The following is a 19,112-nucleotide window of genomic DNA, read 5'->3' on the forward strand; positions in this document are numbered from 1 at the left end:
GTGCTCTGGCGTGTCGGTCGTCCACCGGTGCTGTGCCCGGCCCGTCCGACGGCGCCCGTAGGCTATCGGGGTGCCACCTGCCACCACGAACGCCCCCCGTGAGGGCGCTGGTGAAAGCCGGTTAGCTCTGGTGAGACGCGCCAGGCGGATGAAGCGTTGCCTCGACGACGTGTATCCGGACGCCCACTGCGAGCTCGACTTCACCACACCACTGGAACTGCTGGTCGCGGTCGTGTTGTCCGCCCAGACCACCGACGTCCGGGTGAACCTCGTCACGCCCGCGCTGTTCAAGCGCTACCGGACCGCCGCCGACTACGCCGGCGCCGACCGTCCTGAACTGGAGGAATACCTGCGTTCGACCGGGTTCTACCGGGCCAAGGCGAACTCCGTGATGGGGCTCGGCGCGGCGCTGGTCGAACGCTTCAGTGGCGAGGTGCCCGCCAAGCTCGCCGACCTCGTCACCCTGCCCGGCGTCGGCCGCAAGACCGCCAACGTCGTGCTCGGGAACGCCTTCGACGTGCCGGGGATCACCGTCGACACCCACTTCGGCCGGCTGGTCCGGCGCTGGGGCTGGACGGCGGAGGAGGACCCGGTCAAGGTCGAGCACGTCGTCGGCGAGCTGATCCCCCGCAAGGAGTGGACGATGCTGTCCCACCGGGTGATCTTCCACGGCCGCCGCGTCTGCCACGCCAAGAAACCGGCCTGCGGCGCCTGCCCGCTGGCCCGGGACTGCCCCTCCTACGGCACCGGCCCGACCGGGTTCGAGGAAGCCGCGAAGCTGGTCAAAGGCGTCGAACGGGACCACATCCTGGCGCTGGCGGCGCCCCGGTGACGACCGTCACCAAATGGGCCCTGGCCGTCGCCGTGCTGGTGGTGGCGCTGATCGTCGCGCTGCTGCCGCGCGGGGGCGCGGACACCGCGGCGACGCCGTCGGCCGACCTCGCGCCCGCGCGGTCGGCGGCGGCGCTGCAGCCGTGCCCGCCGGCGAGCCCGGCCGCGCCCGTGAAGCAGCTCGACGGCGTCCGCGCCGACTGCCTCGGTGACGGCGCGAGCGTCGACGTCGGACGCGCGCTGGCCGGCGCTCCGGTGCTGGTCAACGTGTGGGCGTCGTGGTGCCAGCCGTGCAAGACGGAGCTGCCCGTGCTCCAGGACTACGCGAAGCAGCCGGGCGCGGTGCGCGTCCTCGGCGTCCAGGTCCAGAGCCCGGCGGCGGACGGCTTGAACCTGCTGGCCCGGCTGGGCGTGCACCTACCGTCGGTGTTCGACGGCGACGGGCAGCGCGGGCCGGTCCGGACCGCGCTCAAGGTGCCCGCGGCGTTGCCGGCGTCCTACCTGGTCACCGCCGCGGGTGCGGTGCGGTTCATCGCGAATCCCCGGACCTTCCGGAACACTGACGAAGTGCGCGTGGCTGTCGAGGGGGCATCGTGATCGGACCGCTGGTCGAGCCGGAGTCGGTTCCGGAGTGGCTCCGGCCGCTGGTCAAGGTCAGCGGTGAGGTCGACTCGAAAACGTTCACCCGGTTCAGCCCGCCCGACGGCGCCTACACCCGGTCCGCCGCGGTGCTCATCCTCTTCGGGGAGCGCGAAGCCGACGGCGAGCCGGACGTCCTGCTGCAGCGGCGCGCCGACACGCTCGGCTCGCACGCCGGCCAGGTCGCCTTCCCGGGCGGCGGTGCCGAGGACGGCGACGGCGGCCCGGTCGGCACGGCGCTGCGCGAGGCCGAGGAGGAGACCGGGGTCGTCCCGGCGGGCATCCGGCCGGTGGCGATCCTGCCGGAGCTGTTCGTCCCGGTGTCGGCGTTCGCCGTGACGCCGGTGCTGGCGTACTGGGCCGAGCCGTCGCCGGTGCACGCCGTCGACCCGGGCGAGACGGCGTCGGTGGCCCGCGTCCCGGTGGCCGAGCTCGTCGACCCGGCCAACCGGTTCACGGTCAAGAAGGCCGGCGCGCCGTGGAAGGGCCCGGCCTTCGAGGTCTCGGGCCTGTTCGTGTGGGGGTTCACCGCCGGGTTGCTGTCCGTGTTGCTCGGCCTGGGAGGCTGGGAGCGCGAATGGAACCCGGGCGACGTCCGGGACCTCGACGAGGCGCTGGCCGCGTACCAGGCGCGGGTAGCAGCGTCTCACCAGGGCTCCGCCCCGGGCCGGGGGCTCCGCCACCCGGAGCCCCCGAAAGCAGTGGAGGAGTGACACGGTGAACTGGGTCGATGTGCTGGTCCTCCTGCTCGCCGTGCTGGCGGCGGTGTCCGGTGCATACCAGGGCGTGATCATCGCGCTGCCGTCCTTGGTCGGGGTCGTGCTCGGCGCGATCACCGGCATCAAGCTGGCGCCGGTGGTCGTCGCGTTCTTCGACGACCCGGTGTGGAAGGTCGCGTTCGCGGTGGCGACCGTGGTGTTCCTGGTCGCCTTCGGCGAGGCGCTCGGCGTGTACGTCGGGCGCCGGCTGCGGCAGAAGATCAACCCGGACAAGCTCTCCGGCATCGACAAGACGCTCGGCGCGATCGTGCAGGCCGCGGTCGTGTTCGTGGTCGCGTGGCTGATCGCGACGCCGCTGACGACCGTGTCCGGCCTGCCCGGCCTGGCCAAGGCGATCAACAACTCGGTCGTGCTCGGCAAGGTCAACGACACCATGCCCGCGGCCGCCCAGGGCTTCCCGAGCCAGCTGCGGAAGCTGCTCGACGCGTCCGGCTTCCCGTCCATAGTGGACCCGTTCGAGAAGGCCCCGACGGCGGACACGTCCCCGCCGGACCCGGCCCTGCAGAGCAGCGGGATCGTCCAGCAGCTGCACGGCAGCGTCGTCAAGATCCGCGGCACGGCCAGCTCCTGCTCGCGATCCCTCGAAGGCAGCGGGTTCGTGATCTCGCCGCAGCGGGTGATGACCAACGCGCACGTCGTGGCCGGCACCGACACCGTCGGCATCGAGACGACGCAGGGCGACTACCCGGCGCGCGTCGTCTACTTCGACCCCGAGGTCGACATCGCCGTGCTCGCCGTGCCCCGGCTGAGCGCCCCGCCGCTGCAGTTCGCGCCGGAGACGGCCCGCGCGGGTGACAGCGCGGTCGTGCTCGGCTACCCGCTCGACGGCCCCTACCGCGCGACGCCGGCCCGCGTGCGCGGCCGGATCAACCTGCGCGGCCCGGACATCTACGAGGCCAACACCGTGCAGCGCGACGTCTTCACGGTCCGCGCGGAGATCCGCAGCGGCAACTCCGGCGGCCCGATGGTGACGCCGGACGGCCGGGTCATCGGCGTCGTGTTCGGCGCGGCGGTGGAAGACCCGGAAACCGGGTTCACGCTGACGGCCGAGCAGGTCCGCGGCGAGGTCGACGCGGCGTCGACGCAGACGACGGACGTCTCGACCGGCTCCTGCGCGGCCTGACCCTCGCCCGCGTTCCGCCCACGCCCGCGTGTTGGCCGTTCCGGTCGCCGTGTTGGCCGTTCCGGGCAGTGAGTTGGCCGTTTCCGTACGCCGCCGGGTGACCTCGCCGGTGATCGTGGCGCCCGGAGTGGCCAACACAGTGCCCAGAACGGCCAACACGGCGCCCGGAGTGGCCAACACGGCGTGAAGAGCTAGCGGCCGTAGCGCAGCGCGAGGCCGTCGAGCAGGGCGCGCAGGCCCGACTCGAAGAGGTCGTCCAGGACGAGGTCGTAGCCGTTCGAGCCCAGCTCGGTCATCATCCGGGTGAAGATCGGGTGGCCGCTGACCATCGCCGCCATCGCGGGCGCCTGGTGGTCGATCCACTGCTCTTCGGACAGCCCGGACGCGGCGAGCGCGTGCTGCTCGCGTTCGAGGTGGATCGCGATGCCCTGGACGTAGCTGAAGAACAGCACGTGCAGGTCGCACAGGGTGGCGGCGTCGTCGTCCAGCTCGGCCAGCGCCGAGAGCGCCCATTCCGCGTGCGTCGCGAGGTTGCGCAGCGGCAGCGGGCGGGTGATCGGCGTGAGCTGGGCCAGCCACGGGTGCCGCCGGTGCAGCGACCAGAGCGTCCGGCCGGCCAGCGTCAGCCGCTCACGCCAGCCCGACGGCGGGGTTTCCGGGTAGCCGCGCTCGCCGTACGCGGAGTCGGCCATCAGCAGCACCAGCTCGTCCTTGCCGCGCACGTACCGGTAGGGCGCCATGGCCGCGACGCCGAGCCGGGCCGCCACCCCGCGCATGGACAGCGCGCCGAGCCCTTCGGCGTCGGCGATGTCGATCGCCGTGCGCACGATCCGGTCGCGCGTCAGGCCCTGGTGCCCGCCGCGGTGCTCACGTCCGGCGACGACCGTGCCGGACCGCGGCTCCGCGCGCACCAGCCCCTCCTGGTTCAGCAGGGCGAGCGCCTTGGCCGCGGTCGCCATCGCGACGCCGTGATCGGCCGCGAGCCGCCGGGTCGAGGGCACCCGCGCGCCCGGCGGGAGGTCGCCGCGCGCGATCCGGCCGCGCAGCTCCTCGGCGATGACCACGTACTTCACGGCTGCCCCCTGACCTAGCACAGATGGCCATCTGTACTAGTACAGAATTAGCTGCTGAACTGTGATGACTCCAGTGTGACGCAGGCAAGCGTACAACTCTGGAGGAAGCATGCGGAACGTACTGATCTCGGGAGCGGGCGTCGCCGGCGCCACCCTGGCCTGGTTCCTGGCCCGCGACGGCTGGACGGTGACCGTGGTGGAACGCGCGGCCGGCCCGCGCACCGGCGGCCAGGCGGTCGACGTGCGCGGGGTCGCGCTCGACGTCGTCGACCGGATGGGCCTGGGCGAGCGGCTGCGGGCGAAGCGGACGCGGATGCGCGGGATGTCCGTGGTGGACGGGGCCGGGCAGGAGCTGTACCGGTCCGAGGAGTTCACCCACAGCAGCGGCCGGCTCGACAGCGCCGACTTCGAAATCCTGCGCGACGACGCCGTCGCGATCCTGCACGAGGTGACCGCGGACCGCGTCGAGTACGTCTTCGGCGACTCGATCACGGCGTTGACCGAGGATGCGCACGGCGTGCGCGTGGAGTTCGAGCACGGCGGCTTCCGGACGTTCGACCTCGTCGTCGGCGCAGACGGCCTGCACTCGGCGGTCCGGCGGCTGGCCTTCGGCCCGGAGGAGCGCTTCAGCACGCACCTCGGCCAGTACCTGGCGATCTTCCCGGCGCCGAACTTCCTGGGCCTCGAGGACTGGCAGCTGTGGGTCCGGCACGAGGAGACCGGCGGCGCGGTCTACCCGGTGCGGGACAACACCGAGCTGCGCGTGACGCTCGGGTTCGGTTCGGAACCGCTGCCCCCGATGAGCGTCCCGGAGCAGAAGCGGCTGGTCGCCGAGAAGCTGGCCGGCGTCGGCTGGGAGATGCCGAAGCTGCTGGCCGCGATGGCCGAAGCCGAGGTGTTCTACTTCGACGCGATGGCGCGGATCCACCTGGACCGCTGGTCGGCGGGCCGGGTCGTGCTGGTCGGCGACGCCGGGTACTGCGCGTCGGCGCTGTCCGGCCAGGGCACGAGTCTCGCGCTCGCCGGCGCGTACGTCCTGGCGCAGGAGCTCGGCCGCGCCGGGCACGAGGAGGCGTTCGCGGCCTACGAGCGCCGGATGCGGCCGTTCGTCGCGCTCAACCAGGCGCTGGCCACCGAGAACCCGACGGGCGGTCCGGCGGAGGAGTCCGTCGGGCGGGCCAAGAACGCGCTCACGCTCGGCTGAGGAAGTCCACCAGGGCCGCCGACGTGCGGTCCGGCACCTCGAGGTGGGGGAAGTGCCCGACGCCCGGCCAGAACTCCGGCTCGGCGTGCGGGCCCGCCCAGCGCGCGGACGACCTCGCCGTCTCGGGGAGGATGCAGGTGTCGTCGGCGCCGTGCAGCTGCAGCGTCGGGGCGGCGATCCGGCGGCCGACGGCGTCGGTGAACCGGCGGCCCTCACCGCGGAACTGCGCGCGGAACGCCCAGCGGTAGTACTCCAGCGCGCTGTGCGCGACGCCCGGCACGAGCATCGCCTGCCGGAACGCCGCCGTGCTCTCGGCGAAGTCCGAAGTGGACCGCCAGGAGTCGCCGGCCCACGCGTCGAAGAGGTCCTCGACGGCTTGGGCATCTTCGCGGATCAGCCACTTCTCGGGCGCCATCGGCATCTGGAAGCGGAAGAGGTGCCCGGCCGCGCGGCCCTGGCCACGCCAGAGCGTGCGGGCGATCGACGACCGCAGCGCGAGCGGGTGGGCGCCGCCGATCGCCGTCACCGACGACACGAGCCGGGGGTGCAGCGCGGCGACCGTCCAGGCGAGCATGCCGCCCCACGCGTGGCCGACGAGGTGCGCGCGCCGGGCGCCGAGCGACTTGACCAGCCCGCCGATGTCCCCGGCCAGCGTCCACGCGTCGTAGCCCCGTGGTGGCTTGTCCGAGTCGCCGTACCCGCGCAGGTCGACGGCGACCGCGCGGTACCCGGCGTCGGCGAGCGCCTTCAGCTGGTGGTGCCAGGTCCACCAGAACTCGGCGAACCCGTGCAGCAGCACCACGACGGGACCCTCGCCGAGCTCGGCGATGTGCAGCCGGATGCCGTTCGCGGAGACGTCGCGGTGCGCCCACGATCCGTCGATGCGGACGATCGACGGATCGGGGGACGCGTGCAACGAACTCAGTCGCGCGTGGTGGTCAAGTCGGCTTCGGGCGCCTTCTGCGGCTTGAGTGCGGCGGCGGTCTCCTTGACGCTGGCGATGGTCCGCTCCGGTGCCTTGAACTTCTTCACCTTGCGGTAGCCGAGGAACCCGGCCACGCCCGCGACCAGCAGCATCAGGAAGAACACGATGCCGAACGCGATCCAGCGGTAGCGCACCCACTCCGCCAGGCCTTCGGCCGCGAAGAAGAACAGGAAGAACGTGCTGTACAGGAAGACCGTCAGCGCGATCAAGAAGTAGACGGCGCCCTTGAGGCCCTTCTTCACCTCGCCGACCAGCTCGGACTTCGCCAGCTCCATCTCGGCCCTGACCAGGGTGGAGATGTGCTGGGTCGCGTCGCCGACCAGGCGGCCGAGGGACTGGTCGCCGGGGACGTCGGTGTCGGAGGACAGCGGGAGGTAAGGCACGGCCCCCACGCCGTCGGGGCCGGTGCGTTCGTGTTTGGGGCTGCTCACCGGGTCATCGTGCCATGACGCTCCTGCGCGGGCGCGGCGGACTGTCCGAGTGTCGAGGATCAATCCATCTCGGCGTGGACCTTGCTCCGCCGCAGGAGCATCACCGCGGCCAGCAGGGACGCGATCCCGGACGCGATCAGCACCGCAGCCTTGGCCAATTCGCTCGCCTCCGCGGGCAGCGCGAGTTCCGCGATCAGCAGGCTGACCGTGAAGCCCACGCCGCCGAGCAGCGACAACGCGCCGATGTCACGCCAGCCCATGCCGCTCGGTTTCTCGGCGAGCTTCAGCTTCACCGCCAGAAAGCTCGCGCCGAAGATCCCGACGACCTTGCCGCCGAGCAGCCCGGCGAGCACCGCGAGCGGCAACGCCGTCGTGAACACCCGGCCGAGCGAGTCGCCGCTGACCGAGATCCCGGCCGCGAACAGCGCGAAGAGCGGCACGGCGACGGCCGCCGACCACGGCTGCAGCCGGTGCTCCAGCCGCAACGCCGGTGCCTCGGCCTCGCCGTCGTCGGCCCGGACGCGGGTGAGCAGGCCCAGCGCGACGCCGGCGATCGTCGCGTGGACGCCCGCCGAGTGCACCGCGACCCAGGTGACGAGCGCGAGCGGGACGTAGATCCACGCCGTCCGGACGCGCTTGTGCTGCAGGAAGGCGTAGAGCGCGAGAGCCACGACGGCGACGGCCACCGCGACCAGGTCGAAGCCGGTCGTGAAGAGCACGGCGATGACGATGATCGCGCCGAGGTCGTCCACCACGGCCAGCGACAGCAGGAACACCCGCGCGCTCGAGGGCAGGTTCGACGCCGTCAGCGCGAGGACGCCGAGCGCGAACGCGATGTCCGTCGCGACCGGGATCGCCCACGCCCGGTCGATCCCCGGCGTCCCCCAGCCGACGCTCAGCGCGACCAGCGCGGGCACGATCATCCCGCCGATCGCGGCGGCGATCGGCAGCACGGCCTGCTTGAACCGCGACAGCTCGCCGATGACGAGCTCGCGCTTGAGCTCCAGCCCGGCGACGAAGAAGAACAGCGCGAGCAGGCCGTCCTTCGCCCAGTCACCGATGGTGAGGTTCAGGTGGAGCAGTTCCGGGCCGAGCCGGAGGTCGCGCAGCGCGTGGTAGCTGTCGCGCAGCGGGGAGTTGGCCCAGACCAGGGCGAGCGCCGTCGCGCCGAGCAGGATGATCCCGCCGGTGGTTTCGGTGCGCAGGTAACGCGCGAATTCGCTCAACGGGCGGGACACGGGCGGCTCCTGGGGTCGCTGATCACTGTTGCCGACCAGACTTCCCGGCGCACCTTGACGGAATTTTAATGCCGTTCGTCACCGACCGTTATGGCGGGGACCACACCTCGTGCCGGTGGTGGGTCACACGGTGGCCTCATAGCATGCGAACGGACAACGAAGTCCAGACAAAGGATGACTCAGCTGTGAGCACCTCCACCGAGGTCCAGCAGGACAAGAGGTTCTTCGGGCACCCACGAGGGCTGGCTAACCTCTTCGGCGTCGAGATGTGGGAGCGCTTCTCCTACTACGGGATGCTCGGCATCCTGCCGTTCTACCTGTACTACGCGATCGACCAGGGCGGGCTCGCGCTGCCCAAGGCGCCGGCGCTCGGCATCGTCGGCGCGTACGGCGGCCTGGTCTACCTCGCGACCGTGCTCGGGTCGTGGGTCGCGGACCGGCTGCTCGGCTCCGAACGGACGTTGTTCTTCAGCGCCGTGCTGATCATGGTCGGCCACATCAGCCTGGCCGTGATCCCGGGCGTCGCGGGTCTCGGCGTCGGCCTCGCCTGCGTCGCGATCGGCAGTGGCGGGCTCAAGGCGAACGCCACCGGCATCGTCGGCACGCTCTACGCGCCGGACGACGAACGCCGTGACGCCGGCTTCACGATCTTCTACATGGGCATCAACCTCGGCGCGTTCGTCGGGCAGATCCTCACCGGCCTGGTCTGGGACCAGGCGGGTTTCCACTTCGGCTTCGGCCTGGCCGCGATCGGCATGGCGCTGGGCCTGGTCCAGTACACGCTGGGCCGGCGCAACCTGCCGGACAAGGCGAACGAGGTGCCGAACCCGCTGCCGTCGTCGAACCGCCTGCTGGTCGTCGCCGGCGTGGTCGTCGTCCTCGCCCTGATCGTCTTGCTGCTGCTCACCGGCGTCGTCCGGGCGGACAACCTCGCCGACGTCGTGCTCTGGGCGGTCGGCGGGATCTCGATCGTCTACTTCGCGGTGATCCTCTCCAGCCGCAAGATCGACGCCGACGAGCGCAGCCGGGTGTACTCGTTCATCCCGATGTTCATCGCCAGCGCCGCGTTCTTCTCGCTGTACCAGCAGATCTTCACGGTGCTCGCGACCTACGCCGACACCCGCCTCGACCGGCGGATCTTCGGCTGGGAGATGCCGATCCCGTGGGTCGGCTCGGTCGGCCCGGTGTTCGTCATCCTGTTCTCGCCGCTGTTCGCGCTGCTGTGGACGAAACTCGGGACGCGGCAGCCGTCGTCGCCGATCAAGTTCGTCATCAGCACGATCATCATGGGCGTCGCGTTCCTGCTGTTCCTGCCGTTCACCGGCACCGGCCAGAACGGCACCCCGCTGATCGCGATGGTCGGCGTGCTGGCCGTGTTCACCCTCGGCGAGCTGGGCTTGTCCCCGGTCGGGCTGGCGCTGGCCACGAAGCTGGCGCCGAACGCCTTCCGCACCCAGATGGTCGCGCTGAACTTCCTGTCGATCTCGTTCGGCACGGCGATGTCGGGCAAGCTCGCCGAGTTCTACTCACCCGAGCACGAAGGCGCGTACTTCGGCACGGTCGGCGGCGTCGCCATCGTCATCGGCGTCCTGCTGTTCGCGGCGTCGCCGTTCATCCGCCGGATGATGAAGGGCGTGCACTAACCGATCGTGACGCCGAACAGCACCCCGACGAAGTAGGTCACCACCATGGTGAGGGCGCCGACGCCGACGTTCCGGAGGATCGCGCGCCCCACGTGCGCGTCGCCGAGCCTCGCGCTGACCCACCCGGTCAGCGTGAGGCCGACGACGACCGCCGCCGCGCACGCCCACACCCGCAGCGAGACGCCGGTCCAGGCGATGGCCAGCAGCGGCAGCAGCGCGCCGACGGAGAACGCGATCAGCGACGCCCACGCCGCCTGCCACGGGCTGGTCAGGTTCCCCGGGTCGATGCCGAGCTCGGCTTCCGCGTGCGCCTGCAGCGCGTCCTTTTCGGTCAGTTCCCGGGCGACCTGCCGCGCCAGCTCGGGCGAGAGGCCCTTCTGCCGGTAGATGTCGGCGAGCTCGTGCTCCTCGGCCTCCGGCATGGTCATGAGTTCCTGTTTTTCCAGCCGGATCAGGGCCTGCTCGGTGTCGCGCTGGGTGCTCACCGAGACGTACTCGCCGCCGGCCATGGAGAAGGCCCCGGCGACCAGCCCGGCGATGCCGGCGGTGAGGATCGTGGTGCGTTCGGCGGTCGCGCCGGCCACCCCGACGACGATGCCCGCGACGGACACGATCCCGTCGTTCGCCCCGAGAACCCCGGCCCGGAGCCAGTTCAGCTTCCCGCCGACACCTTCGTGCGGCTCGTGGGGGTGCGTTTCGATCACCCGGCAAGTGAAACACGAAAGACGTTCCTGAGAGAGTCCTCAGTGGACTTCTCGCTCAGCGGGACATTCGGTCATGATGGGGGGCATGGACGAGCAAGTGTGGCAGCCCCTGCTCACGGTCGAGGGCCTGCCGCTCCGGGGCGGCGAGGGCCGGTTCCGGCTGCTGGAGAGCGCGGACTCGGGCTTGGCGTACCTGATCCACTACCCGGCCGGGGTGGGTTCACCTGCGCATGCGCACGACCACGACTCGATCGTGTACGTCCTGTCGGGCCGCCTGCGTGGTGTGGTGGACGGAGTGGAGTCGGTCCTGGAGCCGGGAGACTCGGCGGTGCACCCTCGCGGGGTTCCGCACCAGGTGGAGGCCCTGACGGACTCCATGTGGGTGGAGTTCAAGTCCCCGCTGCCGGCCCGCCCCCCGATCGCCTAACCCCACTGGCCCAGCTCCCGTCCCGACCCCCCTGATCACGCGAGCCGACCCTCCAATCACGCGTGTCGACTCCCTGATCACGCGTGTCGACCCTTCAATCACGCGAGTCGACTGTCCAGTCACGCGAGCCGACTCCTCAGGTACGCGAGCCGACTGTCCAGGTACGTGTGTCGGCCGTCAGGCACACGAGCCGACCCTCCAGGCACACGAGCCGACTGTCTGGGTACGCGAGTCGACTGTCCGGGTACTCGCCTGGATATCCAGCCGTGCCGAGCGCTTGCCATTAGCGGAATTCGGATCGCTGCGCAAACGCCCATCCACAGTCCCGCGAGTTGTCCACAGATCGCCGAGTGGCCGTTTTCGCAGGTGGGGACCGGTAGACTGGGACTGGGGACGCCCCCCAAGGGAAGGGCGGGGGGCGCCGTTCGGGCGTTGAGGCCGCGCCCAATTCGTGCAAAAGCAGGTGTCGAGGTGAAGCACTGCTCGGGCCGCGGCGAGCCGCCCCGCCGTCCGGAAAAGCGGAAACGCCCGGCCCCGCCAATGCGGAACCGGGCGCTTCCTGGAGAGAAAGCTGAAACTCAGGCGTCCAGCTCGGCGAGGGCCTGCTTGGCCTTCTCGAGCTCGGCCTCCAGCGCGGCGACCTTCGCGGCCTGCGCCTCGCGGGCCTGGTTGATCACCTCGTCGATCGGGCCGGACAGGTCGGCGTGCAGCTCCTTCGCCGCGCGCGACACCGCGGCGGCGGGGATCTCCAGACCCTTCGCGACCCACTTCGAGCCGTTCTTCAGCTCGGCCTGCCACTCGCCATCGGCGGTGCCGGTGACGGTCAGGATCAGCTCGACCGTGCGGGTCTTCTTCGCCGTCGACGCGGTCGCCGCACCCTTCGGGCGGCCTCGCTTCGGCTTCGGTGCCTCTTCGGCGGCGGGCTCAGCGGAAGCAGAGTCCTCCGAAGGAGCAGCAGCCTCCGAAGAAGCAGCGCCCTCCGAAGAGGTGGACGCGGACTCGGTGACGGTCGTCGCCTCGTCAGTGGCAACGGCGGGCGCCTCATGGGTCGCCGAAGCCGTTTCCTCGTCGTGCGTCAGGACATCCACGGTCATCGTCGTGTCGTCTCCTTGCCCGGGAAGGGGGTGTGGTTCGCGGCACAGTGTAGAACATGCGTTCGAAGTGTGCCGCTCGGGGGGTTCATGAAAGAGCCCTCCCGGCGCGAAGCCGGAAGGGCTCTGACACGCAAGACGCTAGCTCACTCCTCGGACTTGCCCGTCTGCAGGCCCGACGAGATCAGGTCCATCACCGTCGAGTCGGCCAGCGTGGTGACGTCGCCGACCTGCCGGTTCTCCGCGACGTCGCGCAGGAGACGGCGCATGATCTTGCCCGAGCGCGTCTTCGGCAGTTCCGGCACGACCATGATCTGCCGCGGCTTCGCGATCGGCCCGATCTCCTTCGCGACGTGGTTGCGCAGCGCCTGGATGGCCTCCGCGCCACCGGCAGCGTCACTGTCGGCGTTGCCGCGCAGGATGACGAACGCGACGATGCCCTGCCCGGTCGTCGGGTCGGACGCGCCGACGACCGCCGCCTCGGCGACCGTCGGGTGCGAGACCAGTGCCGACTCGACCTCGGTCGTCGAGATGCGGTGGCCGGACACGTTCATCACGTCGTCGACGCGGCCGAGCAGCCAGATGTCGCCGTCGTTGTCGTACTTCGCGCCGTCGCCGGCGAAGTAGAAGCCCTGGTCCTTGAACCGCGACCAGTACGTCTCCTCGTAGCGCTCGTTGTCGCCCCAGATGCCGCGCAGCATCGACGGCCACGGCTGGTCGAGCACCAGGTACCCGCCGCCGCCGTGCGGGACCTCGGTGGCGCTGTCGTCGACGACCTTCGCCGAGATGCCCGGCAGCGCCTTCTGCGCCGAACCCGGCTTGGTCGAGGTGACGCCCGGCAGCGGCGAGATCATGATCGCGCCGGTTTCGGTCTGCCACCACGTGTCGACGATCGGCGCCTTGCCCGCGCCGATGTTCTCGCGGTACCAGATCCACGCCTCGGGGTTGATCGGCTCGCCGACCGAGCCCAGCACCCGCAGCGACGACAGGTCGTACTTCTCCGGGATTTCCGCGCCCCACTTCATGAACGTGCGGATCAGCGTCGGCGCGGTGTAGTAGATGGAGACCTTGTGCTTCTGGATGATCTCCCAGTGCCGGCCCTCGTGCGGGGTGTTCGGCGTGCCTTCGTAGACGACCTGCGTGACGCGGTTCGCGAGCGGGCCGTAGACGATGTAGCTGTGGCCGGTGATCCAGCCGATGTCCGCGGTGCACCAGTAGACGTCTTCGCCGGCCTTGTGGTCGAAGACGTTGTGGTGCGTGTACGCCGTCTGCGTCAGGTAGCCGCCGGAGGTGTGCAGGATGCCCTTCGGCTTCCCGGTGGTGCCGGAGGTGTAGAGGATGAACAGCGGGTGCTCGCTGTCGAACGCCTCGGGAGTGTGCTCTTCGGACTGTCCGCCGACGAGCTCGTGCCACCACAGGTCGCGGCCGTCGGTCCACGGGACGTCGCCCTCGAGCTGGTCGCCGGTGCGCTGCACGACGATGACCTTCTCGACGCTGTCGGCGCCTTCGAGCGCTTCGTCGACGTTGGCCTTCATCGGCGCGGCCTTGCCGCGGCGGAACTGGCCGTCCGAGGTGATCACGATCTTCGCGGCGGCGTCGTCGACGCGGGCGCGCAGCGCGGTCGGGGAGAAGCCGCCGAAGACGACGCTGTGCAGCGCGCCGATCCGGGCGCACGCGAGCATCGCGAAGATGGCCTCGGGGATCATCTGCAGCTGGATCGCCACGACGTCGCCGGCGGTGACGCCGAGGGACAGGAGGGCGTTGGCGGCCCGGGAGACCTCGGTCTTCAGCTCGGCGTAGGTGATGTCCCGGGTGTCACCCGGCTCGCCGACCCAGTGGATCGCGACCTGCTCGCCGTGGCCGGACTCGACGTGCCGGTCGACGCAGTTGTACGCGACGTTCAGCTTGCCGCCGACGAACCACTTCGCGAAGGGCGCATTGGTCCAGTCCAGTACCGTGGTCCACTTCGTGTCCCACGTCAGCCGCTCCGCCTGCTTCGCCCAGAAGGCCTCGCGATCGGCGTCCGCCTCGGCGTAGAGATCGGCCTGCGCGTTGGCCTGAGCAGCGAAATCGTCACTGGGCGGGAAAGTACGGCTCTCGGTGAGCAGGTTGTCCAGGGCTGGGGACTGCTCGGTCATGGTTGCAAGGCCTCCTGTAGTGCGCCGATCACCGGCTAGCGGCACGCTAGCGACGTTAGTCCGCCTTGTAAAAGGTTGCACCCACGTTGCCCCGGGGTTTCACCGAGGCAGGCGAGCGCCGGTGACTAAGCGTTCAGTCAGCCGGGCTTTCGCGGCCGGCCACTCCGGCGCGAGCATCGAGTAGGTGACGGTGTCGCGCGACGACCCGTCCGGCCGGATCCGGTGCGCGCGCAGGACGCCTTCGCGAAGCGCGCCAAGTCGTTCGATGGCGCGTTGTGAGCGCAGGTTGCGGATGTCCGTCTCCCACGCGACCCGTTGCGCGTCAAGGGTTTCGAACGCGTGCGTGAGCAGCAGCAGTTTCGACTCGGTGTTCAGCCCGGTGCGCTGCCAGTCCGCGCCGATCCACGTGTGCCCGATCGAGAGGATCCGGTGCTGCGCCACGACCTGGTAGTACGACGTCGTCCCGGCGACCCGGCCGGAGGCGACGTCGAGCTGCGCGAAGGGCCGCCGGGCGGGGTCGGAAAGCGCGTCCGAGATCATCCGTTCGGCGGCCGGGACATCCAGCGGCTGCCGGACGCTGAGCCAGGCCCAGATGCCCGGGTCGGCGCCGGCCTCGAACAGGCCCTTGGCGTGGTCGGGCGTCAACGGCTCCAGCCGGACGTGCTCGCCGGTCAGGGTCGGCAGGGTGCTCCAGTCACTCACAGGACCACCGTAAGGTGGCCAGTGGCTGTTCGTGATAGCCAATTTCGGAGCAATTCCAGAGACCACTTTGGCGTTGCCTATGCTCGGCCGACCACGACCGAAGGGCGAGAACGATGGCCGAAGAGCGGGAAGAGCTGAGCTGGGAGCTGTTCGGCACGGCGGCGCGTGAACTGGCTCACACCATCGCCGACGACGGCTTCGCGCCCGACCTCATCCTGTCCATCGCCCGCGGCGGCCTGTTCGTCGCCGGCTCGCTCGGCTACGCGCTCGACGTGAAGAACCTGCACGTGATGAACGTCGAGTTCTACACCGGCGTCGACCAGCGCCTCGACCTGCCGGTGATGCTGCCGCCGGTGCCGAACGCCGTCGACCTCACGAGCAAGAAGGTGCTGATCGCCGACGACGTCGCCGACACCGGCGCCACCCTCAAGCTCGTCCGCGACTACTGCCTCGACCACGTCGCCGAGGTGCGCTCGGCCGTCGTCTACGAAAAGCCGCACTCCACCGTGAAGTGCGAGTACGTCTGGCGCCACACCGACAAGTGGATCAACTTCCCGTGGTCGGTGCTGCCGCCCGTGGTCAAGCGCGAAGGACAGGTGCTCGACGCATGAGTGAGCTTGCGAACGAATCATTCAACACTGCGTTTGCCGCTCAGGCCGCACCGAGCGTCAGCGAGGTGTGCGCATGAGTGACCCGCTTAAGCCCCTGCTCGACCTCGAAGGCGTGGCCGCGGCGGCGAAGTCCGCGCAGGACGCCGTGTTCGCGGTGCACCGCCTCCCGGCGAACCTGCGCGGGGGTGCGGCGACCGCGAGCGAAGCCTCGGTCCGCGCGGCGCGCGCGTCGGCCGGAATCGAAGGCGCCAACCCGGAACTGCCGGCCGACGGCGCGGTGGCCGACCCGGTGCTGGCGGGCGCCCTGCGCGTCGCCGAGACGTTGGAGACGCTGCTGCCGACGTGGCGCCGCGCGCCCATGCAAGCGTTGGCCCGCATGCACGTTCTCGCCGCGGCGGACCTCGTCAGCGACCCGGATGCGTTGGGGCGCCCGCATTCCGGCGGTGGCCGGCTGGAGCTGCTGGCGCAGCTGGTGACCGGCGCGACGTCGGTTCCGGGGCCGGTCCTGGCGGCCGTCGTGCACGGGGAACTTTTGGCGCTCAAGCCTTTCGGCAGCGCGGACGGCGTCGTGGCGCGCGCCGCGGCGCGGCTGACGATGATCGCGACGGGCCTGGACCCGAAGGCGCTGAGCATTCCGGAGGTCGCGTTCTTCCGCCGGGTGCCGCGTTATCTCGAAGCGGCGGAAGGGTTCGCGAGCGGGACGTCGGAAGGCGTCCGCGCGTGGCTGCTCTTCAACTGCGAAGCGTTCGAAGCCGGTGCGCGCGAGGCGAAGAGCATCTCGGACGCGGCTTCCTAGCTGAGCACGGCGTCCAGCAGGCCGGGGAACCGCGCCTGCAGGTCGTCACGCCGTAGTTCCACCCAGCGCGTCCGGCCTTCGACGAACGTCGTCGTCAACCCCGCTTCGCGCAGGACGCGCCAGTGGTGCGAGAGCGTCGGCGCGGTGATGTCGAGGTCGTACTCGCTGTGCGCGCAGCTGCGCGGTTCGGTCACCTTCGACAGCTCCCGCATCAGCTCCAGCCGCACGGGGTCGGCGAGCGCCTGCAGCACCGTCACGATCTCGATCGCCTCGCGCGCGGGCTGGGGCAGTGTCCGGGTCACGGTCCTCCCAACAGTTAGATTGTTTGACAATAATCGAAGTGTAGCTCCATCATGACCGTATGACGATTCGACGATCATCTAATGATCGGCTGGGGATCCTGCTCGTCCTCGCGGTGGGCACGTTCACCGTCGGCACCGACGGGTTCGTGCTCAACGGCCTGCTGCCAACCATCGCCGCCGACCTGCACGTCACGGAGTCCGTCGCGGGCCAGCTCACCACCGTCTTCGCCCTGACGTACGCGGTCGCGTCGCCGCTCATCGCCGCGTTCACCGGCGGCTGGGACCGCCGCCTGCTGCTCGCCGGCGGCATGGCGCTGTTCACCGTCGGAATGGCCGGGCAGGCGCTCGGGACGTCGTTCGCGGTGGTCGCCGCGGCCCGGCTGCTCGCCGCCGTCGGCGCCGCCGCCTTCCAGTCCAACGCCTACGTCCTCGCCGGGGCGCTCTCGTCCGAAGAACGCCGCGGGCGGGCCCTGTCGACGGTCGCCGCCGGAATGAGCGTGTCGATGGTGCTCGGCGTCCCGATCGGCGTGCTCGCCGGGCACTGGTTCGGCTGGCGCGCGGTGATGTGGGGGATCGGGGTGGTCGCGGTCGTCGTCGCGGCGCTGATCCCGATCATCCCCGAGGTCCGCGTGCCCGCGGCCGGGCTGCGCGAGCGCCTCGCCGTCGTCGCCCGGCCGGCGGTCGCCCGCGTCCTGGTGGTGACCGTCTTCGGCACCCTCGCCGCGTTCACCGTGTTCGTCTACCTGCCGGTGCTGGTCGCGCCGGTCGCGAGCGGCGCCGTGCTGTCGTGGGTGCTGGTCGGGTTCGGGCTCGGCCAGCTCGCCGGGACGACGTTCACCGGCCGCGCCACCGACCGTCTCGGCCCGGCCCGGGTCCTCGCGTTTTCGCTGGCGGGCACGGCGGTCGTGCTCGCGGTCGTGGACGTCGCCGTGCTGTCCCTGCCCGGAGCGCTGCTGTTCGCGCTGTTCGCCGGGGGGTTCGGCGGGATGCTGATGGTCCCGCAGCAGCACCGGCTCTTCACGATCGCGCCGGACGTCCCGACCGTCGCGCTGGGCGTGAACGGCTCGGCGATCTACGTCGGTGGCGCGCTCGGCTCGGTGCTCGGCGGCGTCGTGCTCGCCGACGCGGGCCCGGCGTGGGTCGGGCCGGCCGGCGCGCTCGCCGCCCTGGCCGCCCTCGCGCTCGGCGTCAACCCAGCTTCGCGGACCACTTCTCCTCGATCCGCCCGAAGCGCCACACCGCCAGTGCGATCACCCAGGTGAGCACGAACAACCCGACGATGGCGAACCCGACGTAGTCCAGGTCGACCGACGCGATCGCGGCCAGCGGCCCGGACGTGATGTCGAGCTTCTCGGCGAGGATCGACACCAGCTCGATCGTGCCGATCAGCAGCGCGACGGCGACCGACAGCGCCGTCACCGTGAGGTTGTAGAAGATCTTGCGCACCGGCTTCGCGAACGCCCAGCCGTAGGCGAAGTTCATGAAGCAGCCGTCCACGGTGTCGAACAGGCTCATCCCCGCGGCGAACAGGATCGGCAGCACGAGGATCGCGTACCAGGGCAGGGCGAACGTCGCGGCGCCCGCGGCCAGCACCAGCAGGCCGATCTCCGTCGCGGTGTCGAAGCCCAGTCCGAAGAGCAGGCCGACCGGGTAGATGTGCCACGGCTTGCGCACGGCCTTCGTCGCCCCGCGCAGCAGCCGGTTCATCAGGCCCCGGTTGTCCAGCTGGTGCTCCAGCGCGGCTTCGTCGAACTCGCCGCGGCGCATCCTCTTGAACACCCGCAGGATCCCGACGAGCACCACGAGGTTGAGGATCGCGATCACGTACAGGAACACGCCGGACACCGACGTCCCGATGAGGCCGGTGGTCCGGTGCAGCGTCGAGGAGCCGTCCTCGACCTGCCCGGCCAGGGCGCGGACGCCGAGGGAGAGCAGGAGGCACAGCACGAAGACGATCGTCGAATGCCCGAGGGAGAACCAGAAGCCGACCGACAGTGGCCGCTGGCCGTCGGCCATCAGCTTGCGGGTGGTGTTGTCGATCGCCGCGATGTGATCGGCGTCGAAGGCGTGCCGCATGCCGAGCGTGAACGCCGTGACGCCCAGCCCGATCCCGAACACGCCGGAGGTGCCCAACGCGTAGTGCTGGGGTGCGACGAAAGCCGCCAGCACCACCCAGCCCACGACGTTCAGCAGCAGGATGAACCCGGCCATCCCGCCCACGGAGACCCATTCACGGCGTGAAAGCCGTGAACCGGTCGCTTCGAGCACGCCCATCGTCGCCACCCGCCTTCCCTCTCATCTGAGAGGTTAGACAGGTGAACAGATGATGGGCAATCAGTCTGTGACAGCCGAGGCTTCGCCTCGGGCCGGGGGCTCCGCCACCCGGAACCCCCTA

Annotated in this window: 20 protein-coding genes; 10 read left to right on the forward strand and 10 right to left on the reverse strand. The window is 70.6% G+C overall.

Annotated elements, in window-relative coordinates:
- The first annotated feature begins 148 nt into the window (after positions 1 to 148).
- Genes nth through ACLJQZ_RS00845 form a run of 4 tightly spaced genes read left to right on the forward strand, consistent with a single transcriptional unit; the run spans position 149 to position 3,372 of the window.
- Positions 149 to 832 (forward strand): endonuclease III, encoded by a 684-nt coding sequence (gene nth / locus ACLJQZ_RS00830; protein ID WP_410618571.1) that lies wholly within the window; start codon positions 149 to 151, stop codon positions 830 to 832.
- On the forward strand, positions 829 to 1,428 hold the full coding sequence (locus tag ACLJQZ_RS00835) for a TlpA family protein disulfide reductase (protein ID WP_410618010.1): 600 nt from the start codon (positions 829 to 831) through the stop codon (positions 1,426 to 1,428). The genes nth and ACLJQZ_RS00835 overlap by 4 nt, the downstream gene beginning before the upstream one ends.
- Entirely contained in the window at positions 1,425 to 2,183 is a 759-nt protein-coding gene (locus ACLJQZ_RS00840) for an NUDIX hydrolase (protein ID WP_410618012.1), read from the forward strand. Before ACLJQZ_RS00835 ends, ACLJQZ_RS00840 begins: the two co-directional genes overlap by 4 nt.
- Before the next feature lie 4 nt (positions 2,184 to 2,187).
- A complete protein-coding gene (locus tag ACLJQZ_RS00845) occupies positions 2,188 to 3,372 on the forward strand; it encodes a MarP family serine protease (protein WP_410618014.1) in 1,185 nt (394 codons plus the stop codon).
- A gap of 191 nt (positions 3,373 to 3,563) precedes the next feature.
- On the opposite strand, the gene ACLJQZ_RS00850 is transcribed toward ACLJQZ_RS00845, so the two are convergent.
- A complete protein-coding gene (locus ACLJQZ_RS00850; protein ID WP_410618015.1) occupies positions 3,564 to 4,445 on the reverse strand; it encodes a GntR family transcriptional regulator in 882 nt (293 codons plus the stop codon).
- A gap of 109 nt (positions 4,446 to 4,554) precedes the next feature.
- Between ACLJQZ_RS00850 and ACLJQZ_RS00855 the strand changes: the two genes are divergently transcribed.
- A complete protein-coding gene (locus tag ACLJQZ_RS00855) occupies positions 4,555 to 5,649 on the forward strand; it encodes an FAD-dependent oxidoreductase (RefSeq protein WP_410618017.1) in 1,095 nt (364 codons plus the stop codon).
- On the opposite strand, the gene ACLJQZ_RS00860 is transcribed toward ACLJQZ_RS00855, so the two are convergent.
- From ACLJQZ_RS00860 to nhaA, 3 genes are read right to left on the reverse strand one after another with little or no spacing between them, the layout of a single operon-like run.
- Positions 5,636 to 6,565: an alpha/beta fold hydrolase gene (locus ACLJQZ_RS00860; RefSeq protein ID WP_410618019.1), complete on the reverse strand. Its 930-nt coding sequence runs from the start codon at positions 6,563 to 6,565 to the stop codon at positions 5,636 to 5,638. The two genes, ACLJQZ_RS00855 and ACLJQZ_RS00860, sit on opposite strands and share 14 nt — an antisense overlap.
- 5 nt (positions 6,566 to 6,570) lie before the next feature.
- On the reverse strand, positions 6,571 to 7,065 hold the full coding sequence (locus tag ACLJQZ_RS00865) for a phage holin family protein (RefSeq protein WP_326944981.1): 495 nt from the start codon (positions 7,063 to 7,065) through the stop codon (positions 6,571 to 6,573).
- 59 nt (positions 7,066 to 7,124) lie between these two features.
- Positions 7,125 to 8,303, reverse strand: a complete 1,179-nt coding sequence (nhaA, locus tag ACLJQZ_RS00870; RefSeq protein WP_410618021.1) for a Na+/H+ antiporter NhaA — start codon at positions 8,301 to 8,303, stop codon at positions 7,125 to 7,127.
- Between the two features lie 185 nt (positions 8,304 to 8,488).
- Between nhaA and ACLJQZ_RS00875 the strand changes: the two genes are divergently transcribed.
- A complete protein-coding gene (locus ACLJQZ_RS00875) occupies positions 8,489 to 9,946 on the forward strand; it encodes a peptide MFS transporter (RefSeq protein ID WP_410618022.1) in 1,458 nt (485 codons plus the stop codon).
- Here ACLJQZ_RS00875 and ACLJQZ_RS00880 read toward each other — a convergent pair.
- Complete coding sequence (locus tag ACLJQZ_RS00880) at positions 9,943 to 10,650, reverse strand: VIT family protein (RefSeq protein WP_410618023.1); 708 nt, start codon at positions 10,648 to 10,650, stop codon at positions 9,943 to 9,945. The genes ACLJQZ_RS00875 and ACLJQZ_RS00880 overlap by 4 nt on opposite strands.
- Before the next feature lie 73 nt (positions 10,651 to 10,723).
- Between ACLJQZ_RS00880 and ACLJQZ_RS00885 the strand changes: the two genes are divergently transcribed.
- Positions 10,724 to 11,077, forward strand: a complete 354-nt coding sequence (locus ACLJQZ_RS00885) for a cupin domain-containing protein (protein WP_410618024.1) — start codon at positions 10,724 to 10,726, stop codon at positions 11,075 to 11,077.
- Between the two features lie 578 nt (positions 11,078 to 11,655).
- On the opposite strand, the gene ACLJQZ_RS00890 is transcribed toward ACLJQZ_RS00885, so the two are convergent.
- The 3 genes from ACLJQZ_RS00890 to ACLJQZ_RS00900 all read right to left on the reverse strand — a co-directional run bounded on the left by ACLJQZ_RS00890 (position 11,656) and on the right by ACLJQZ_RS00900 (position 15,008).
- Positions 11,656 to 12,171, reverse strand: a complete 516-nt coding sequence (locus ACLJQZ_RS00890) for a DUF6319 family protein (RefSeq protein ID WP_410618025.1) — start codon at positions 12,169 to 12,171, stop codon at positions 11,656 to 11,658.
- Positions 12,172 to 12,314: 143 nt separating this feature from the next.
- Positions 12,315 to 14,306 carry an acetate--CoA ligase gene (acs, locus tag ACLJQZ_RS00895; protein WP_410618027.1) on the reverse strand — a complete coding sequence of 664 codons (1,992 nt, stop codon included), beginning with the start codon at positions 14,304 to 14,306 and terminating at the stop codon, positions 12,315 to 12,317.
- Between the two features lie 99 nt (positions 14,307 to 14,405).
- Positions 14,406 to 15,008, reverse strand: coding sequence for a GNAT family N-acetyltransferase (locus ACLJQZ_RS00900; protein ID WP_410618029.1), 603 nt, complete (start codon positions 15,006 to 15,008; stop codon positions 14,406 to 14,408).
- A gap of 113 nt (positions 15,009 to 15,121) precedes the next feature.
- On the opposite strand from ACLJQZ_RS00900, the gene ACLJQZ_RS00905 reads away from it, so the two are divergent.
- Positions 15,122 to 15,619, forward strand: a complete 498-nt coding sequence (locus tag ACLJQZ_RS00905) for a phosphoribosyltransferase (protein WP_326944973.1) — start codon at positions 15,122 to 15,124, stop codon at positions 15,617 to 15,619.
- Positions 15,620 to 15,692: 73 nt separating this feature from the next.
- Positions 15,693 to 16,415 carry an oxidoreductase gene (locus ACLJQZ_RS00910; protein ID WP_410618030.1) on the forward strand — a complete coding sequence of 241 codons (723 nt, stop codon included), beginning with the start codon at positions 15,693 to 15,695 and terminating at the stop codon, positions 16,413 to 16,415.
- Here the strand turns inward: ACLJQZ_RS00910 and ACLJQZ_RS00915 are convergent.
- On the reverse strand, positions 16,412 to 16,717 hold the full coding sequence (locus ACLJQZ_RS00915) for an ArsR/SmtB family transcription factor (protein WP_410618031.1): 306 nt from the start codon (positions 16,715 to 16,717) through the stop codon (positions 16,412 to 16,414). The genes ACLJQZ_RS00910 and ACLJQZ_RS00915 overlap by 4 nt on opposite strands.
- A 59-nt stretch (positions 16,718 to 16,776) precedes the next feature.
- Here ACLJQZ_RS00915 and ACLJQZ_RS00920 point away from each other — a divergent pair, with 59 nt between their 5' ends.
- Positions 16,777 to 17,979, forward strand: coding sequence for an MFS transporter (locus ACLJQZ_RS00920; RefSeq protein ID WP_410618032.1), 1,203 nt, complete (start codon positions 16,777 to 16,779; stop codon positions 17,977 to 17,979).
- Here ACLJQZ_RS00920 and ACLJQZ_RS00925 read toward each other — a convergent pair.
- Positions 17,906 to 18,991, reverse strand: coding sequence for a HoxN/HupN/NixA family nickel/cobalt transporter (locus ACLJQZ_RS00925; RefSeq protein ID WP_410618572.1), 1,086 nt, complete (start codon positions 18,989 to 18,991; stop codon positions 17,906 to 17,908). The two genes, ACLJQZ_RS00920 and ACLJQZ_RS00925, sit on opposite strands and share 74 nt — an antisense overlap.
- Positions 18,992 to 19,112 lie beyond the last annotated feature (121 nt).

The organism is Amycolatopsis sp. cmx-8-4 (assembly GCF_046548675.1).
Classification (GTDB): Bacteria; Actinomycetota; Actinomycetes; order Mycobacteriales; family Pseudonocardiaceae; genus Amycolatopsis.

Coding starts and splice junctions, on each gene's coding strand:
- nth (WP_410618571.1), top strand. CDS start 149: ATGAAGCGTTGCCTCGACGACGTGTATCCGGACGCCCACTGCGAGCTC.
- ACLJQZ_RS00855 (WP_410618017.1), top strand. CDS start 4,555: ATGCGGAACGTACTGATCTCGGGAGCGGGCGTCGCCGGCGCCACCCTG.
- ACLJQZ_RS00885 (WP_410618024.1), top strand. CDS start 10,724: ATGATGGGGGGCATGGACGAGCAAGTGTGGCAGCCCCTGCTCACGGTC.
- ACLJQZ_RS00890 (WP_410618025.1), bottom strand. CDS start 12,171: ATGACCGTGGATGTCCTGACGCACGACGAGGAAACGGCTTCGGCGACC.
- acs (WP_410618027.1), bottom strand. CDS start 14,306: ATGACCGAGCAGTCCCCAGCCCTGGACAACCTGCTCACCGAGAGCCGT.
- ACLJQZ_RS00905 (WP_326944973.1), top strand. CDS start 15,122: ATGGCCGAAGAGCGGGAAGAGCTGAGCTGGGAGCTGTTCGGCACGGCG.
- ACLJQZ_RS00910 (WP_410618030.1), top strand. CDS start 15,693: ATGAGTGACCCGCTTAAGCCCCTGCTCGACCTCGAAGGCGTGGCCGCG.
- ACLJQZ_RS00920 (WP_410618032.1), top strand. CDS start 16,777: ATGACGATTCGACGATCATCTAATGATCGGCTGGGGATCCTGCTCGTC.
- ACLJQZ_RS00925 (WP_410618572.1), bottom strand. CDS start 18,991: ATGGGCGTGCTCGAAGCGACCGGTTCACGGCTTTCACGCCGTGAATGG.